The following is a 15,434-nucleotide window of genomic DNA, read 5'->3' on the forward strand; positions in this document are numbered from 1 at the left end:
AGCCAGTTTACTCTCCACCCACTTGTGTCACCTGCCCCACTTGGCTTAGAGTTGACATACTTTCATCTCTCACCAACTTAGAGAAGATAAATAAAATTATTTCCAACCCAACATTCCACTATTATTTTTAATTTGCTCCATAAAGTATTTATCTGGGTGTTCATAAATCTTGAATGGTAAGTTCAAGCTATCAAGAATGGCATCTGTTGAGTCAGTGTTGCAAGAGTTCTTAAAAATTATTCCGTTATACCCATAGGTTCGCTTGTTGATTAGATTGTTAATGTCTGTGATAATGACGCCAGATATAATGTCAGTTTCAAACTGATTGCTTTCAAAATAGCTTTGTGTAAGTAGTTTCTCTTCTTCATCTCCATGACTCTGTTTTTTTGCATGAGTGTCAAACTCAACAAATTCTACATGTACCCCCTGCTCATCTCTATGTAAAACAATCGTTGTTTCTTTATAAAATACGTGCCTGAGCTCTTCTATATTTCCATGTAAAATATTTTCCATAAAGCCGATGTTAATGAGTATCAAATTAATATCATCACTAGAAACTATATTTTTCACTTTCCATTTCTCAAACTGAGACAACTTAGTCCTAAATGAGGATGATATTCTAAGTTTAAAGCTGTTTATTTCAACAACATCTATAGGCTTGCTTTTTATTTCATTTCCATTTTCAAATACCGCAATATTCGATTTGGTATTTTCCACGAGACATGGAGTTATAATCTCTATATTAACTCGCCTACTGCCAATATTTAATATCAAGTCAGGTCCATTATCTAACCCTGATAGTAAGCTCTGATATTTCTCATGAAAAAGATTAGATACAAATAGTTCTGATAGCCGATGACTCAATGAATCTAAATCATTGGTAGTTATTTTTTCTATGAAAGATTTATCTAAAACTCCATTTGGAAGATTTCTATAAAGATCTACGCAATAATCTATATCTTCTTTGCTCATTTCGAATTCAGATAGTTTGCTCTCTAGACTTTTTTTCATAACGCCATACCCGAGTTAAATAAAATCTGAGGCCCTAACCTTTCTGACAGAGGTGTAACCAATGAGACTACGTAGTGTTTTTGATGAAGGCATCAGATCACTTCACCAACTTGCTCTCCATCACCCCTTGCTTGCCTTCCTCTTCACTGACCTGACTCAGCTTGGAACGGGCCATCAGCAGGCCCATCTTGACCTCCTGCCAGACGTAGTAGTTTTTGCCCGCCTCGGTGCTGAGGGTCAGGGTGGCATCGTTCTCCGACTTGGAGGTGATGGTGTGGCTGCCCGGCGTCACCTGCTTGAGGATATAGGTGTGGGCCACGGTGTCGCCGACCGCCATGCCATCCACCAGCAGCGGCATCTTGACGGCGGCACCGAAGGTTTCATTGCGATAGATATAGAGGTTGGCCGCATCCTTGGGCGCCACAAACTGCTTGGCCTGCGCGTCTGCGGTGGCATCGGCCATGGGTACGGAAGCACAACCGGAAAGCAGCGCCGCCGACAGCAGGGCGGCACTCATCATTATTTGCCTGAACATAGTCGTTATTTTTTAGTGAGTTAACGGGATTTAAAGGTTCGCATGAGCCTGCGCTGGCTGACAATCGCTCAAATCGGTCGGGGTGTGACCCGGTTCAATTTTTCGGCATTTGGTGGGATGAAGAGGAGAAATCAGAAACCCGGCCGCCAGATGGGACGCGGCGGCCGGGTGAATTGTAAAGAGTAGGGTGACAGGGAAAGGGATCAGCCTAGTCTAATCAACTCGATGGGCGCGTAACGCTCTCGGGTGTTGGTCAGCAGCACGCACTTCTCGTGCTCCGCCTCGTAGGGGCTCAGGTGGTCGGTGTGGGCCTCCTTCAGGGTGTCGACGGCGCCGGTGGCGGCGATCATCACGCGCTGGCCCAGGGTCAGCACATTGCGGTTCCGATCATAGATCTTCATGGCATTCTCCTTTCGGGTGGGTGTCCCGGCCCGTGCCGGGAGCAACGGCCCCAGACTACTCCCCTGAAAAATGCGATGCCTGTCACAGATCAAAAAAGGGCGCAGAAGGGTCAGGGGGAGGCGCACAGGGGGCGCATCCGTTTCGTGTCGCCAGCCATCTCCTGTCGCAACTCATGCCCGCTTTTTGCGGCCACGGGCTCGAACTGCAAAAGGGATGCGCTATAGTGGAGGCCGCTCGTTTATCCGCCTTCAACCAACCGAGAGTGCATTATGAATCGTGAGATTGCTGCCCAGTTTATCAAGATGCTGACCAACCTCGACCAGTGCCTGGCCAAGGCCGAAGCCCACGCCGAGGCGAAGCAGTTCAATGTGGAGAACTTCTTCAATGAGCGCCTGATCGTGGACATGCTGCCCTTCTCCAAGCAGGTGCTGATCTGCTGCGACAGCGCCCGCGCCCTGGTGGCCACCGCCAGCCTGAGCGAGCCGCCGGTGCTGGGGGACGATCCCAAGACCATGGCGGATCTGCGCGCCCACGTGGCCAAGACCATCGCCTATCTGCAAAGCAAGCTGGACGCCGACTTCAGCCAGTATGCGAGCGGTCACTACACCCCCTACTGGGCCGGTGGCAAGGGGATGGACGGTCACACCTGCGTGCACGAGTACGGCATCCCGAACTTCTACTTCCACCTGACCATGACCTATGCCCTGCTGCGCCAGGCCGGGGTAGAACTCGGCAAGCGCGACTACCTGGGCGGCCTGAACCTGCAATAAGAACCCATCCAATCAGGCTATTTGACTCGCCATGTTGAACCCGGGCCGTGCTCGACATCCTCACGTGCTCCAGTACGCGGCGGTTGCTGCGCGCTGGCGGTGTCCACACTGCCTTCGACAATCATCCCTATGGGGATAGGTCGTAAATCGCTTTCTGCCCAAAAAAGAGAGCCTGCCACAGTGGCAGGCTCTCTTTTTTGGGGCTGGCGAGGACTGCGGGTTATTCGTTCGGGATCTCGGGCTCCACCAGGGCGGCGAGCTGGAGGAGGGACTCCTGCCAGCCGAGGTAGCACATGGCCACCGGGATCTGCTCGGGGATCCCCGCCTGTTCGATGGCAAGGTCGGTGCCGCACAGCACCTGGGTCAGGGTGATGGTGACTCGCATCTCCCCCGGCAGGTTGGGATCGTCGAAGCGGTCGGTGTAGCGGATGAGGCTGCCCGGCTCCAGCGCCAGGTATTCGCCGCCGAAGGCGTGGCTGTGGCCGCTGCCAAAGTGGGTGAACGCCATCCGGAAGCTGCCGCCGACCCGGGCCTCCAGGGATTCCACCCGGCAGGTGTAGCCGTGGGGCGGCAGCCACTTGGCAAGGGCCTCCCCTTCGATAAAGGCGCGATAGACCCGCAGGGGCGGCGCCTTGAGGACGCGGTGGAGTGTCACAGTGCCTGTGCTCATGAGGAGTTCCTTCTCGTTGGTGTTGGAGCCAAGGATAGTCGTCACCGCCGGGCCGATCCCGGTAGGAGGGGAAAAGCGCGGGAGGCAGCTGCCTCCCCTGTCGTCGTTTTACTCGTCAGCCGCCGAGGGCGATGGTGGCCATCACGATGGCGACCCCGGCGGCGGCGAAGATCACACCGATAAGCCAGGAACGCCGCGAGCCGGCATAGCGGGCCAGGCCGTATCCAATGCCCATCAGCATGGCCAGGGCGATGGCGTGGGAGAGGCGTAGGGCCGGCACCGGCTCCGTCAGGAAGAGGAAGGGCAGCAGCACGGGGAAGGTGGAGAGGAACACCATGAAGAAGACCCCCAGGCTGTTGAGGAGATCGTTCAGGCGAAAGAGGGATCCCTGGATCAGTTCGGGACGCTGGCGCAGGCGCGCCTGCCAGTCGGCGATCTCGTCGTCGCGGCAGATCGCCGCGAGCAGGGGGGGCAGGGCGTCTCGCAGGGCCGCCGTGCCCCTGTCATCCCCCGCGGGCAGCTGGTTGAGCCGTTGCAGCAAGCGCTGGGCGTGGCCGCGCTCGACCAGTGTGGTGATGAGGTAGACGATGGCATCGATCATGCCCCAGGCGATGTTGCAGCCGATGCCGGCGATCAGCAGATCCCGCACCTCGGCCCGCCCCGCCTCCAGGGCGTTGAAGCCGCCGGTGAAGGTCAGCACCATCAGCAGGCCGAACAGGATCTCGGCGTAGCGCGAGATGGGATCCAGGGGGGAAAAGCGGGATTGGTTCATAGGGATTGCCCGGCACTGTCCGTCAGATCATGAGCATGGGTCGGCCCCCGGACGGGGTCAAGGCAGCGGGAAAACGGCCACGGCAGAGGGGCGCCGGGAGGCGAAGGGGTCATGGGCGCGTCTGGTCCCCGCGACCGGTTTCTTCGCTAACAGAATGATTTTGCGATGGATTGGCGAGGAGTTGATCAAGTTAGCGGTTATTGTCACCGTTCGCTCATATAATCGCCGCCATGGACGCGACTCGGAAGGATTCGATGACACAGCTGATGGCGGCCCTGCTGGGGCTGTTTTACGCCGGCCTGATCTGGGCGGCGCCCGTTCCCTTCGTGGCCGTTCCGGCCAGCCTCTCCCCGACACAGGCCAGGATGGAGCCGTTGCTCTCCTGGTTCGCGGGGGAATTTTCCAGCCAGGAGCAAGCCGGTTATGACAAGCGCTTCACCAGCGCCGAGCTGCGGCTGGTGGAGATCTGGCCCGGGGAGAGCCCCTTTCGCTGGGTCTATGCGGAGCAGTTTCTGACCGAGCGGGCGCAGCGACCGTTTCGCCAGCGCATCTACCGTTTCTCCCCCTTGCCCGATGGCCGCATTCTGATGGCCGAGCTGACCATGCCGAGGGCCACCGACTTCGCCGGTGCCTGGCGCCGGCCCGAACTGCTCGACTCCCTCACCCCCCAGCAACTCTCCCTGCGGGAGGGGTGCGAGATCTGGCTGACCCGGGAGCCGGGCGGGGAATACAGGGGGAGTAGCCGGGTTGGCCGCTGTGCCACCGACTTTGGCGGCGCCACCACCCTGGTGCAGTACCTCTGGATCGGGCCGGACAGCGTCAGGCTGCTGGATCGGGCCTATGACAACGGTGCCCGCCAGCGCTGGGGCAGCCCGGGGGAGGGGTACGTCTACCTGCGCAAGGGGACCCGGCGCGGGGAGTAGCGCCCGGGGTTTTCCCCACAGTGCCTTGGCAGTAGGGTGCCAGCCCGACGGGTTCCCCTCTGCCCCTCTACACCAATCCCACCCACTACACCAATCCCAGCCAGTGCGCCTGCAGCTCCATCAGGATGGAGAGGCTGACCGCGCCGAACAAGAGGCCGGTGACCAGGTTGAGGGGGCGCTGGATGCGGCCGAGCAGGCGCTGGGCCCGGACGGTGGAGAGGCTCCAGGCCAGGGCGCCGAACCAGAGGAGGGAGATCAGGAACAGCTCCAGGATCAGCAGGCCCCGGGTCAGGCCATCCACCTGGGGCGTCACCATGGCGGCCAGCAGCCCCATGAAGAACAGCAGCGCCTTGGGGTTGAGCAGGTTGGTGGCCAGCCCCCGTCTCACCCCCTTGCGCCAGCCCGGTCGCTCGTTGCCCGCCTGCAGCACGGCATCCCCCGACCCCTGCCAGGCCGCCTTCAGCGCTCCCCAGCCGAGCCAGCCCAGATAGAGGGCGCCCACCACCTTCACCGCGAGAAAGAGCCAGGGTTGGCTCGCGATCAGCAGGCTGATGCCGGTCAGGCTCAGGGTGGCGTGCAGCAGGATGGCGAGGGCGATGCCCAGGGCCGCCCCGAGGGCGGTGGGTCTGTGCAGGCTGGTGCGCAGGATGAGCGCGAAATCCGGGCCCGGGCTCGCCAGGGCGACGAGGTGGACGAGACCCAGGGTCAGAAACAGGTTGGTGAACATAAAAGACCTCCGACAGCGGTATGGAGGTGACAGCATGGGGCAGGACGGGGGGCGCTGGATTGTAAAAGATTGCAGCGACGACGATCAGGCGGGCAGCATCTGCTGGCGGTACTCCGCCGGGGTGAGCCCGAAGGCCTGACGAAAACCGTGGTGGAAGTGGCTCTGATCGAAGAAACCGACGGCGAGCGCCACCTCGGTCACCGGCAGACCGCTGCCGAGCAGGCGCTTGCCCTGCTCGAGGCGCAGGCGCTTGAGCCAGGCGTAGGGGGTCATGCCGGTCTTCTTCTTGAACTGACGCAGGAAGGCGAAGCGATCCAGTCCGAACAGGGCGGCCAGGTCTTCCAGACTGTGGCGCTCGTCCAGCCGGGCCATCAGATGGTCGCGCAGGTATCTGAGCTGGGGATCCGCCAGGGCGTGGCGCTCGGGGGCGAGCCGGAAGAGCTCGCCGAGCAGGGCCAGCAGCTGGCTCTCCGCCAGCAGGCCGTCGGGGTTTGATTGATCCAGGTACATGTGCAGGCGGGCGAAGCCCTGATAGAGGTCGGGGCGACTCTGCAGCCCCTTGTCGAAGAAGGGCTCCGGGTGCTCCGGCAGCCAGCGGGCCAGCTGCTCCGGGGCGATGGCGAACACCCGCACCTCGTACCCTTCCGGCAACAGGCTCAGGCCGTCGTGCATCTCGTCCGGATTGACGGTGGAGAGTTCGCCCCGCACCAGATTGTGGCTGCTGCCCTTGTGGATGAACTTCTGGCCGCCCTGCTGCACCAGACCGATATGGTAGTCCAGGTGCACGTGGCGGCCATAGCTGAACTCCCTGTGGTGGGAGTGGGAGAGTTCAACCCCCGGCAACAGCCGGGATTGCCAGTAGTGGATGCGGGATTGGGGTGCGTTCATCCCCTATAGATACCCCGAAAGCCGCCCCTTGGCTTGTAGATTATTGCGCCGGCGCTTCAGCCGGCCTCCTGGCGCCGCTTGCCGCTGCGCAGACCGTCCAGGCTGAACAGTACCAGAGCGCTCCAGATGCAGCCGAAGGTGATCATCTTGTCCAGCGCCAGCGCCTCGCCATACAGGGTCACCGCCAGGATGAACATCAGGCTGGGGCCTATGTACTGGAAGAAGCCCAGGGTGGAGAGCTTGAGCCGGGTGGCTGCGGCGGTGAAGCAGAGCAGGGGCGCCGTGGTGACGGCCCCGGCGGCGATGAGCAGCAGGTTCAGGTGCCAGTCATTCTGGGTGAGGTGGCTGGTGGGGCTGTCGGCGATGCCCCACAGGTAGAAGGCGGCCGGCGGTAGCATGATCAGGGTCTCGATGAGCAGGCCGGTGAGGGCATCCAGCGCCAGCTTCTTGCGAATGAGGCCATAGATGGCAAAGCTCGAGGCCAGCACCAGGGCGATCCAGGGCAGGGAGCCGAATGCGATGAGCTGGACGGCGACACCGACAAAGGCGAGCCCGACCGCCCACCACTGCAGCCGACGCAGCTTCTCGCTCAGAAACACCATGCCGAGCAGCACGTTGAACAGGGGGTTGATGTAGTAACCGAGGCTGGCATCCAGCATGTGGCCGTTGTTGATGGCCCAGATGAACAGCAGCCAGTTGCCGCCGACGGTGACCGAGGTAAAGGCCAGGGTGAGCAGTACCCTGGGCTGGCGCAGCACCGCCTGCACCTTGTGCCACTGGCGACCGAGCAGGACCAGCACCATCAGCAGGGCGCAGGACCAGATCATGCGGTGAGTCAGGATCTCGGCGGCCGGCACGGCGGACAGGGACTTGAAGTAGATGGGGGCCAGGCCCCAAAGGGTATAGGCGCCGAGGGCATAGAGGACGCCCTGGCGCTGAACGTGTTGTTGCATATGGATAGCCTTCACTGGAGAGCGGATGTCGGGGAACATCGCAAAAAGTCAGTGTAGCGATCCTTTTGAGGGGAAAGAAGACAATAAATGGGTCCGATGGGGCTTTGGCAGCAGAAACGGGGTCAGCGGCCGCCCCCGCGGCGTATCTTCTCCACATCCAGCAGCAGCCACAGCATGAGCGCGATGGCGGAGATCCAGGGGCCCCAGGTCACATAGGCCTCACCCTGTCCCAGGATGAAGAACAGCAGCGGCAACCCTACGACCAGAAACAGTACACTTCCCAGAAAAAACAGCATTTTTATCTTTAAATTTAATGGCTTGCTATTTGACGATTATATCGATTGGGCGCGTGGATAAAAGCGTAAAAACGAGAAAGGGGGATTTCTCCCCCTTTCTTGTCGGCAAGCGTCATTTACGACGTTATTCGAGCTGGATCCAGGTGCTTTTCAGCTCGGTGTACTTCTCCAGCGCGTGCAGGGACTTGTCGCGGCCGTTGCCGGACTGCTTGAAGCCGCCGAACGGCATGGTCATGTCGCCCCCGTCCCAGTTGTTGACGAAGACGGTGCCGGCGCGCAGGGCGCGGGAGCCCTTGACCGCCTTGTTGAGATCCGCCGTCCAGATCGCCGCCGCCAGACCGTAGTCGGTGTCGTTGCCCAGCGCAATGGCCTCTTCCAGGGTGTCGAAGCCGGTCACCGCCAGCACGGGGCCGAAGATCTCCTCCCGGAAGATGCGCATCTCCGGGGTTACGTCGTCGAAGATGGTGGGCTCGATGTAGAAACCGCCGCTCTCGGTCTGGGTGCGCTTGCCCCCCAGCAGCAGCTTGGCACCTTCCTGCTGGCCGATATTGATGTAGTTGAGCACCTGCTCCATCTGGATGCTGTCCACCATGGCGCCGATGCGGGTGGAGGGATCCAGGGGGTTGGCCGAGACCCACTCGCGGGCATGGGCCAGCAGCCGCTCCATGAACTGCGGCTTGATGCTGTTTTGCACCAGCAGGCGGGAGGCGGCGGTGCACACTTCCCCCTGGTTGTAGAAGATGGCGCCCACGGCGCTTCTGGCGGCGGCATCCAGGTCCGGCGCGTCCGCCAGTACGACGTTGGGGCTCTTGCCACCACACTCCATGAAGGCGCGCTTGAGGTTCGACTTCCCGGAGCACTGCACCAGGTGTTTGCCGATCTTGGTGGAGCCGGTGAAGGTGATGCAGTCCACGTCCATGTGCATGGCCAGCGCCTCGCCAACGGTGTGGCCGAAGCCGGGCAGCACGTTGAAGACACCGTCCGGAATGCCCGCCTCTTTCGCCAGACCCGCGATGCGCAGGGCGGTGAGGGGGGACTTCTCGGAAGGTTTCAGGATCACCGAGTTGCCGGTGGCGAGCGCCGGGCCCAGCTTCCAGCAGGCCATCACCAGCGGGAAGTTCCAGGGCACGATGGCGGCCACGACGCCAAGGGGCTCCCGGGTCACCAGGGCCAGGGCGGCTTCCTCCACAGGGGCGACCTGATCGTAGATCTTGTCGATGGCCTCGGCGTTCCAGGCGATGCAGTTGGCGGCGGCGGGGGCGTCATACCCCATGGCGTCACCGATGGGCTTGCCCATGTCCAGGGACTCCAGCAACGCCAGCTCCACCAGATTGAGGCGCATCAGCTCGGCGAAACGCTGCAGGGTCAGCTTGCGCTGCTTGGGGGAGAGGCCGCACCAGCGCTTGTCGTTGAAGGCGGCGCGGGCCGCCTGGACCGCCAGCTCGGCATCGTCGGCGTCGCAGGAGGCGACCCGGGTCAGCAGCTGGCCGTTGGCCGGGTTGATGCAGTCGAAGGTGGCGCCATTGATGGCGTCCCGATAACTGCCGTCGATAAAGGCCTGCGAAGGCAGGGTCAGATGGGCGGCCTTGTGTTGCCACTGGGCCAGGGTCAGGTCACTCATGTTCACTCCTTGAACCGGTCTTAAGTCAGTTCCCGCGTATCAATATGCTAAACATCCTGCCGCTTGTAAATCCATCTTGTAACAATTCGTTAAACACTGCCCCCTGTCATCACCGCTGGCGACCGCTTCGGTCGCAGTGACGGAACGCGAGCATGGCTCCCGTTAATGGCGGTATGGGCCCCGGTTTTAGCCGCGCCGTCAGGGAGTTGGCACTCCCCGGGTTAGCGGGCTCAGCAGGTTGTTCTTAGAAGCTGGCGGGGGTGTTGGCGGAGATGAGCACGCACTCCTGCTCCCCCACGTTGCGAAAGCGGTGCGGGGTGCGGCTGTCGAAGTAGTAGCCGTCCCCCGGCGTCAGCAGATAGACCTGCTCGCCGACGGTCACCTCCACCTCGCCCCGGATGATGATGCCGCACTCTTCCCCTTCGTGACTCAGCATGTCGTCGCCGGTGTCGGCGCCCGGGGGCAGGATCTCCTGCATCATGCCGATGGCCCGGTTGGCGCGGCTGTGGCCCACCAGGCGGTAGCTGATGGGGTGAGTGCCGAGATCCGGCATGTCGTCCGCACGGAAGATCACCTCGGAATCCATCTCCGTCTCGTCGGTGAAGAAACTGGCCAGGGACATGGGGATGCCTTCCAGCACCTTGCGCAGGGAGGCCACAGAGGGGCTCACCTGATTCTTTTCGATCTGGGAGATAAAGCCGTTGGTCACACCGGAGCGTTTGGCCAGCTCGCGCTGGGAAAGGGCCGCCTTGGTGCGAACCGCCTTGAGGCGGTGACCGATATCCATCGATAGACACTCCTTGACTGTTTACTATTATTAAAATTGTGTTAAATATCTTATACCACCCCTGAGGGGTGACACCAAGCGGGGCGATAAAAGCCCTTTTTTATGGATTCAGGTGTTTAATTTAATAGGCAAGAGCCGGGTGTTACTAAACGCCTTAAGGATGAGGTGACCATGAAACCTGTCAGCGACATCAATACCCCCGACATGTCCGCCTTCTGGATGCCCTTTACCGCCAACCAGCAGTTCAAGGCGGCGCCGCGCATCCTGAAGTCGGCAGAAGGGATGTATTATCACTCAGAGGATGGCCGCAAGATACTGGATGGCACTGCGGGCCTCTGGTGTTGCAACGCGGGCCATGGTCGGCGCGAGATTGCCGAGGCGGTCTCCCAGCAGATCTCCCACCTCGATTTTGCCCCAACGTTCCAGATGGGTCACCCCCTGCCGTTCGAACTGGCCAACCAGCTGGTGGAGATCGCCCCCAGGGGCTTCGGCCACGTCTTCTATACCAACTCAGGTTCGGAGTCCGTGGACACGGCACTCAAGATTGCGCTGGCCTGGCAGCGAGCTCGTGGCCAGGGTACCCGCACCCGGCTGATTGGCCGCGAGCGAGGCTACCATGGTGTCGGCTTCGGTGGCATCTCTGTGGGCGGCATCCCCGGCAACCGCAAGTGGTTCGGCTCCCTGCTGACCGGGGTGGATCATCTGCCCCACACCCTCAACATCGCCAGGAATGCCTTCACCAAGGGGCTGCCGGAGGAAGATCTCAGCCTGGCTGACGAGCTGGAGAAGATCGTCTTCCTGCACGACGCCAGCAACATCGCGGCGGTGATCGTCGAGCCCATCGCCGGCAGCACGGGCGTCATCATGCCGCCCAAGGGCTACCTCAAGCGGCTGCGGGATATCTGCACCAAGCACGGCATCCTGCTCATCTTCGACGAGGTGATCACCGGTTTCGGTCGCCTCGGCTCTCCCTTCGCCGCCCAGGAGTTCGACGTCATCCCCGACATGATCACCTGTGCCAAGGGGCTCACCAACGGGGCCATCCCCATGGGCGCCGTGCTGGTACAGAACCACATCTATGACGACATGATGGCGGCGGGCAAGGGAGCCATCGAGCTGTTCCACGGCTACACCTACTCGGGCCACCCGGTGGCCGCAGCGGCGGGTCTGGCGACCCTCGAGATCTATCGCAACGAGAACCTGCTGAGCCGCGCCGCCGATCTGGCGGGTTACTGGGAAGAGGCTGCCCACTCGCTGAAGGGCTGCAAGCACGTGAAGGACGTGCGCAACTACGGCCTGGTGGCGGGCATCGAACTGGAGCCCATGCCCGATGCACCGGGCAAGCGCGCCTACGAGGTGTTCGTGCGCTGCTTCGAGAAGGGGGCGCTGATCCGGGTGACCGGCGACATCATCGCCCTGTCGCCACCCCTCATCATCGAACGCAGCCAGATCGACGATCTCTTCACCCTGCTGCAGGACGCCCTGCAGGCCCAGGACTGACCCCTTTATCGCACTGGATGGTGCCCGCCCCGGGCGCCATCTCCCTGTGCCGCCCCCGACGCGGCGAGGGGAGGACGGATGACCCATCACGGAGGATTTATGAGTTACAGGATCGACAACTTCATTGACGGCGAGACGACCGAGAGTCGCAGCGAACGTTTCGGCGCCATCTTCAACCCGGCCACCGGTCAGCAGCAGGGCTCCGTCGTCCTCTCCACTGCCGCCGAGTGTGCCGAGGCGATCGCCAGTGCCGAACGTGCCTTTGCCGACTGGTCCCAGACCCCGCCCCTGGTGCGCGCCCGGGTGCTGTTCCGCTTCAAGGAGCTGATGGAGCAGCACAGGGACGAGCTGGCCCAGCTCATCAGCCGCGAGCACGGCAAGGTCTTCTCCGACGCCCAGGGTGAGCTGACCCGGGGCCTCGAGGTGGTGGAGTTTGCCTGCGGCATTCCCCATCTGCTCAAGGGGGAGCACTCCCTCAACGTGGGCCGCGGGGTGGACAGCCACTCCATGATGCAGCCGGTGGGGGTGTGCGCTGGCATCACGCCGTTCAACTTCCCGGCCATGGTGCCGCTCTGGATGTTCCCGGTGGCGCTGGCCTGCGGCAATACCTTCATCCTCAAGCCCTCGGAGAAGGATCCCTCCCTCTCTCTGCGCATGGCAGAACTGCTCAAGCAGGCGGGCCTGCCGGACGGGGTGCTCAACGTGATCAACGGCGACAAGGAGGTGGTGGACGTGCTGCTCACCGACCCGCGGGTCGGGGCTGTCTCCTTCGTGGGCTCCACCCCCATCGCCCAGTACATCTATGCCACCGCCTCGGCTCACGGCAAGCGGGTGCAGGCCCTGGGCGGTGCCAAGAACCACATGGTGGTGATGCCGGATGCGGATCTCGATCAGGCGGTCTCCGCCCTGATGGGGGCGGCCTATGGCGCCGCCGGCGAGCGCTGCATGGCGATCTCGGTGGCCGTGGTGGTGGGTGACGAGACTGCCGACGCCCTGGTCGCGAAGCTGTCGCCTCTGGTGGCGGCCCTGCGGGTCGGGCCGGGCCTTGGCCAGAGTCCGGAGAACGAGATGGGGCCCCTCATCAGCCGCGAGCACCTGGCCAAGGTGCGCGGTTATGTGGATCAGGGAGTGGCCGAGGGGGCCGAGCTGGTGGTAGATGGCCGTGGGGTGAGTCACGGTGAGGGCTACTTTATCGGCGGCAGCCTGTTCGATCGGGTGGCGCCCGAGATGCGCATCTATCGGGAGGAGATCTTCGGCCCCGTGCTCGCCATCGTGCGGGCGCCGGACTACGAGACGGCACTGCGCCTCATCAACGAACACGAGTACGGCAACGGTACCGCCATCTTCACCTGCGACGGGGATACCGCAAGGGACTTCACCACACGGGTTCAGGTCGGTATGGTAGGGGTGAACGTTCCCATTCCGGTGCCCATGGCGTTTCACAGCTTCGGTGGCTGGAAGCGGTCCATCTTCGGGCCGCTCAACATGCACGGGCCGGATGGGGTGCGCTTCTACACCCGGATGAAGACGGTGACTGCACGCTGGCCCCAGAGCCTGCGCGCCGGCGCCGAGTTCTCCATGCCGACCATGAAATGATCAACATGCAGCAGCTAGCCCGGACATGGCCCGGCGGAAGGGATCCGCCGGCGTGCCCGCTATCCCTGTGAAGGAGTGACAGATGCGACTGGGTATTCTCGATTGTGACCGGCTGGACCCCGATTTGGTGGGGGATTTCGGCCCCGTTTACTCCGAGATGTTTATCAAGGGTTTCCGGGCGCTGGCGCCGGAACTGGAATTCCGGGTCTGGTCGGCGCTCGACGGCGAGCTGCCTGATGACCTGACCGAGTGCGATGCCTGGCTGATCACCGGCTCTCGCCACGACGCCTACAGCGACGTGCCCTGGATCTTGGCGCTGCGGGAGTGGATCCGCCGGGCCCACGATGCCAACGTCAAGCTGGCGGGGGTCTGCTTCGGCCACCAGGTGATCGCCCAGGCCCTGGGGGGCGAGGTGATGAAGTCCACCAAGGGGTGGGGGCTGGGTGTCTCGGTGCACGCCATGCAGGCGGTGAAACCCTGGATGGCGCCGGGGCTCGAGACCATCCGCATCCTGGCCAGCCACCAGGACCAGGTGGAGCAGCTGCCGCCGGGGGCGACCCTGCTGGCGGGCAATGACTTCTGCCCCAACTTCATGTTTTTGCAGGGGGACAACATAGTGGCCATTCAGGGCCACCCGGAGTTCTCGGTGGAATACAACCGTGCGCTGATCGAGCGGCGGCGGGACCGGCTGCCCGATGCACACTACCAGAGCAGCCTCTCCTCCCTGGAGGGGGAAGTGGACTCCGCCACCATGATGCAGTGGCTGCTGCAGTTCCTCGGCATCCTGCCGGTCGGGGTTGCCGCACACTGAGCCGCCGTTTGTCATATCTGTCGCGCTGATGCTAGATTTTGTAGCAAAATGAAGGATCAAGCGGCGATATGCCCAGTATCGGATGATACACTGGCCGCCATTTTTGGCGGCCTTGTCCATCAAGGACAGCCGCGCCAGCCTGTGAGGGTGCAACCTTGAAACTACAGCAGTTGAAGTATCTGATCGCGGTGCGGGACCACAATCTCAACGTCTCCGTCGCCTCCGATGCGCTCTATACCAGCCAGCCTGGGGTGAGCAAGCAGATCGGCTTGCTGGAGAGCGAGCTGGGGGTGCGTATCTTCGAGCGTCGCGGCAAGCACCTGCACCGGATCACCCCGGTGGGGGAGGAGATCATCAAGTGTGCCGAGGCCATGCTCAACATCGAGAGCAAGATCAAGGCCATCTCCCGGGAGTATCTGGATCCGACCGTGGGCACCCTCAACATCCACACCACCCACACCATCGCCCGTTACCTGTTGCCGAAAAGCGTCACCTACTTCACCAAGAAGTACCCCAAGATCTCGTTCCACCTGCACCCCGTGATGTCCGCCACCAAGGAGCAGATCAGCAAGGGATATTCGGATTTTTCCATCGTGGCCCACGAGATAGGCTTCGACAAGGAGCTGATCGCGCTGCCCGCCTACCTCTGGACCCTCTCCCTGGTGGTGCCGCAGGATCACCCCCTGGCCAAGGTGAAGAAGCCGACCCTGGAGCAGCTCTGCCAGTACCCCATCCTCAGCTACGAGAGCGGTGCCACCGGGCGCCAGGTGCAGGACAAGGTGTTTCAGGCCGCCGGCCTCACCCCCACTTACTACATGACGGTGATGGATGCCGGCGTCATCAAGCGCTACGTGGAGTTGGGCTTTGGCATCGGCATCATCTCCTCCCTGGTGGCCAACGACCACGACGCGCCCGGCCTCGTGGCCATCAACCTGGAGCACCTGTTCGAGCCCTGCCCGGCCCAGATCTGCTTCAGCAAGAGCATTCTCTTGCAGAACTACATGTATGACTTCATCAGCTCCTTCTCCCCTCATCTCACCAAGGAGATGATCCAGAACGTGATGCAACAGCCGACCCAGGCGCGCATCGACGAACTGCTGGCCGGGGTGGAACTGCCCGTCTACTGAATGCTCTCCCGTTGTCTGTCCGGCACCTCGGGTGCCGGCGCCTGC

The 15,434-nt window shown here is 61.6% G+C and carries 17 protein-coding genes; 6 read left to right on the top strand and 11 right to left on the bottom strand.

Annotated elements, in window-relative coordinates:
- Window positions 1–96: 96 nt before the first annotated feature.
- The 3 genes from BN1136_RS20135 to ydfZ all read right to left on the bottom strand — a co-directional run bounded on the left by BN1136_RS20135 (window position 97) and on the right by ydfZ (window position 1,947).
- The gene (locus BN1136_RS20135; protein ID WP_152552645.1) at window positions 97–972 is read right to left on the bottom strand and encodes a hypothetical protein; all 876 of its coding nucleotides are present in this window, start codon (window positions 970–972) and stop codon (window positions 97–99) included.
- Window positions 973–1,108: 136 nt separating this feature from the next.
- On the bottom strand, window positions 1,109–1,546 hold the full coding sequence (locus BN1136_RS02960) for a DUF2846 domain-containing protein (protein WP_017788673.1): 438 nt from the start codon (window positions 1,544–1,546) through the stop codon (window positions 1,109–1,111).
- Between the two features lie 203 nt (window positions 1,547–1,749).
- A complete protein-coding gene (gene ydfZ, locus BN1136_RS02965; RefSeq protein WP_043763486.1) occupies window positions 1,750–1,947 on the bottom strand; it encodes a putative selenium delivery protein YdfZ in 198 nt (65 codons plus the stop codon).
- Between the two features lie 270 nt (window positions 1,948–2,217).
- On the opposite strand from ydfZ, the gene BN1136_RS02970 reads away from it, so the two are divergent.
- On the top strand, window positions 2,218–2,718 hold the full coding sequence (locus tag BN1136_RS02970) for a DUF1993 domain-containing protein (RefSeq protein ID WP_043763483.1): 501 nt from the start codon (window positions 2,218–2,220) through the stop codon (window positions 2,716–2,718).
- 220 nt (window positions 2,719–2,938) lie between these two features.
- Here the strand turns inward: BN1136_RS02970 and BN1136_RS02975 are convergent, their stop codons facing one another.
- Together BN1136_RS02975 and BN1136_RS02980 are read right to left on the bottom strand one after the other, a co-directional pair.
- Entirely contained in the window at window positions 2,939–3,388 is a 450-nt protein-coding gene (locus BN1136_RS02975) for an SRPBCC family protein (protein WP_043763480.1), read from the bottom strand.
- 115 nt (window positions 3,389–3,503) lie between these two features.
- Window positions 3,504–4,160 (bottom strand): VIT1/CCC1 transporter family protein, encoded by a 657-nt coding sequence (locus BN1136_RS02980; RefSeq protein ID WP_043763477.1) that lies wholly within the window; start codon window positions 4,158–4,160, stop codon window positions 3,504–3,506.
- A 254-nt stretch (window positions 4,161–4,414) separates the two neighbouring features.
- Here BN1136_RS02980 and BN1136_RS02985 point away from each other — a divergent pair, with 254 nt between their 5' ends.
- Window positions 4,415–5,083, top strand: a complete 669-nt coding sequence (locus BN1136_RS02985) for a chromophore lyase CpcT/CpeT (protein WP_167332245.1) — start codon at window positions 4,415–4,417, stop codon at window positions 5,081–5,083.
- An 85-nt stretch (window positions 5,084–5,168) separates the two neighbouring features.
- Here the strand turns inward: BN1136_RS02985 and BN1136_RS02990 are convergent, their stop codons facing one another.
- From BN1136_RS02990 to BN1136_RS03010, 6 genes are all read right to left on the bottom strand, one after another.
- A complete protein-coding gene (locus BN1136_RS02990; RefSeq protein WP_043763471.1) occupies window positions 5,169–5,810 on the bottom strand; it encodes a LysE family translocator in 642 nt (213 codons plus the stop codon).
- An 84-nt stretch (window positions 5,811–5,894) separates the two neighbouring features.
- Complete coding sequence (locus tag BN1136_RS02995) at window positions 5,895–6,698, bottom strand: AraC family transcriptional regulator (RefSeq protein WP_043763469.1); 804 nt, start codon at window positions 6,696–6,698, stop codon at window positions 5,895–5,897.
- 56 nt (window positions 6,699–6,754) lie between these two features.
- Window positions 6,755–7,651 (bottom strand): EamA family transporter RarD, encoded by an 897-nt coding sequence (gene rarD / locus BN1136_RS03000; protein WP_043763466.1) that lies wholly within the window; start codon window positions 7,649–7,651, stop codon window positions 6,755–6,757.
- Window positions 7,652–7,773: 122 nt separating this feature from the next.
- Complete coding sequence (locus tag BN1136_RS20345; RefSeq protein WP_167332244.1) at window positions 7,774–7,947, bottom strand: hypothetical protein; 174 nt, start codon at window positions 7,945–7,947, stop codon at window positions 7,774–7,776.
- 124 nt (window positions 7,948–8,071) lie between these two features.
- The gene (locus tag BN1136_RS03005) at window positions 8,072–9,568 is read right to left on the bottom strand and encodes an aldehyde dehydrogenase (RefSeq protein WP_043763460.1); all 1,497 of its coding nucleotides are present in this window, start codon (window positions 9,566–9,568) and stop codon (window positions 8,072–8,074) included.
- A gap of 244 nt (window positions 9,569–9,812) precedes the next feature.
- A complete protein-coding gene (locus BN1136_RS03010) occupies window positions 9,813–10,355 on the bottom strand; it encodes a cupin domain-containing protein (protein ID WP_043763458.1) in 543 nt (180 codons plus the stop codon).
- Between the two features lie 171 nt (window positions 10,356–10,526).
- Between BN1136_RS03010 and BN1136_RS03015 the strand changes: the two genes are divergently transcribed.
- The 4 genes from BN1136_RS03015 to BN1136_RS03030 all read left to right on the top strand — a co-directional run bounded on the left by BN1136_RS03015 (window position 10,527) and on the right by BN1136_RS03030 (window position 15,389).
- Window positions 10,527–11,855 carry an omega-aminotransferase AptA gene (locus BN1136_RS03015; RefSeq protein WP_043763456.1) on the top strand — a complete coding sequence of 443 codons (1,329 nt, stop codon included), beginning with the start codon at window positions 10,527–10,529 and terminating at the stop codon, window positions 11,853–11,855.
- A gap of 99 nt (window positions 11,856–11,954) precedes the next feature.
- Window positions 11,955–13,451, top strand: a complete 1,497-nt coding sequence (locus BN1136_RS03020) for a CoA-acylating methylmalonate-semialdehyde dehydrogenase (RefSeq protein WP_043763454.1) — start codon at window positions 11,955–11,957, stop codon at window positions 13,449–13,451.
- 82 nt (window positions 13,452–13,533) lie between these two features.
- Window positions 13,534–14,262: a glutamine amidotransferase-related protein gene (locus BN1136_RS03025; RefSeq protein WP_043763453.1), complete on the top strand. Its 729-nt coding sequence runs from the start codon at window positions 13,534–13,536 to the stop codon at window positions 14,260–14,262.
- A gap of 155 nt (window positions 14,263–14,417) precedes the next feature.
- A complete protein-coding gene (locus tag BN1136_RS03030) occupies window positions 14,418–15,389 on the top strand; it encodes a LysR substrate-binding domain-containing protein (protein WP_043763451.1) in 972 nt (323 codons plus the stop codon).
- Window positions 15,390–15,434 lie beyond the last annotated feature (45 nt).

Source organism: Aeromonas taiwanensis, from assembly GCF_000820165.1.
Lineage (GTDB): Bacteria > Pseudomonadota > Gammaproteobacteria > Enterobacterales > Aeromonadaceae > Aeromonas > Aeromonas taiwanensis.

Coding starts and splice junctions, on each gene's coding strand:
- BN1136_RS20135 (WP_152552645.1), bottom strand. CDS start 972: ATGAGCAAAGAAGATATAGATTATTGCGTAGATCTTTATAGAAATCTT.
- BN1136_RS02960 (WP_017788673.1), bottom strand. CDS start 1,546: ATGTTCAGGCAAATAATGATGAGTGCCGCCCTGCTGTCGGCGGCGCTG.
- ydfZ (WP_043763486.1), bottom strand. CDS start 1,947: ATGAAGATCTATGATCGGAACCGCAATGTGCTGACCCTGGGCCAGCGC.
- BN1136_RS02970 (WP_043763483.1), top strand. CDS start 2,218: ATGAATCGTGAGATTGCTGCCCAGTTTATCAAGATGCTGACCAACCTC.
- BN1136_RS02975 (WP_043763480.1), bottom strand. CDS start 3,388: ATGAGCACAGGCACTGTGACACTCCACCGCGTCCTCAAGGCGCCGCCC.
- BN1136_RS02980 (WP_043763477.1), bottom strand. CDS start 4,160: ATGAACCAATCCCGCTTTTCCCCCCTGGATCCCATCTCGCGCTACGCC.
- BN1136_RS02985 (WP_167332245.1), top strand. CDS start 4,415: ATGACACAGCTGATGGCGGCCCTGCTGGGGCTGTTTTACGCCGGCCTG.
- BN1136_RS02990 (WP_043763471.1), bottom strand. CDS start 5,810: ATGTTCACCAACCTGTTTCTGACCCTGGGTCTCGTCCACCTCGTCGCC.
- BN1136_RS02995 (WP_043763469.1), bottom strand. CDS start 6,698: ATGAACGCACCCCAATCCCGCATCCACTACTGGCAATCCCGGCTGTTG.
- rarD (WP_043763466.1), bottom strand. CDS start 7,651: ATGCAACAACACGTTCAGCGCCAGGGCGTCCTCTATGCCCTCGGCGCC.
- BN1136_RS20345 (WP_167332244.1), bottom strand. CDS start 7,947: ATGCTGTTTTTTCTGGGAAGTGTACTGTTTCTGGTCGTAGGGTTGCCG.
- BN1136_RS03005 (WP_043763460.1), bottom strand. CDS start 9,568: ATGAGTGACCTGACCCTGGCCCAGTGGCAACACAAGGCCGCCCATCTG.
- BN1136_RS03010 (WP_043763458.1), bottom strand. CDS start 10,355: ATGGATATCGGTCACCGCCTCAAGGCGGTTCGCACCAAGGCGGCCCTT.
- BN1136_RS03015 (WP_043763456.1), top strand. CDS start 10,527: ATGAAACCTGTCAGCGACATCAATACCCCCGACATGTCCGCCTTCTGG.
- BN1136_RS03020 (WP_043763454.1), top strand. CDS start 11,955: ATGAGTTACAGGATCGACAACTTCATTGACGGCGAGACGACCGAGAGT.
- BN1136_RS03025 (WP_043763453.1), top strand. CDS start 13,534: ATGCGACTGGGTATTCTCGATTGTGACCGGCTGGACCCCGATTTGGTG.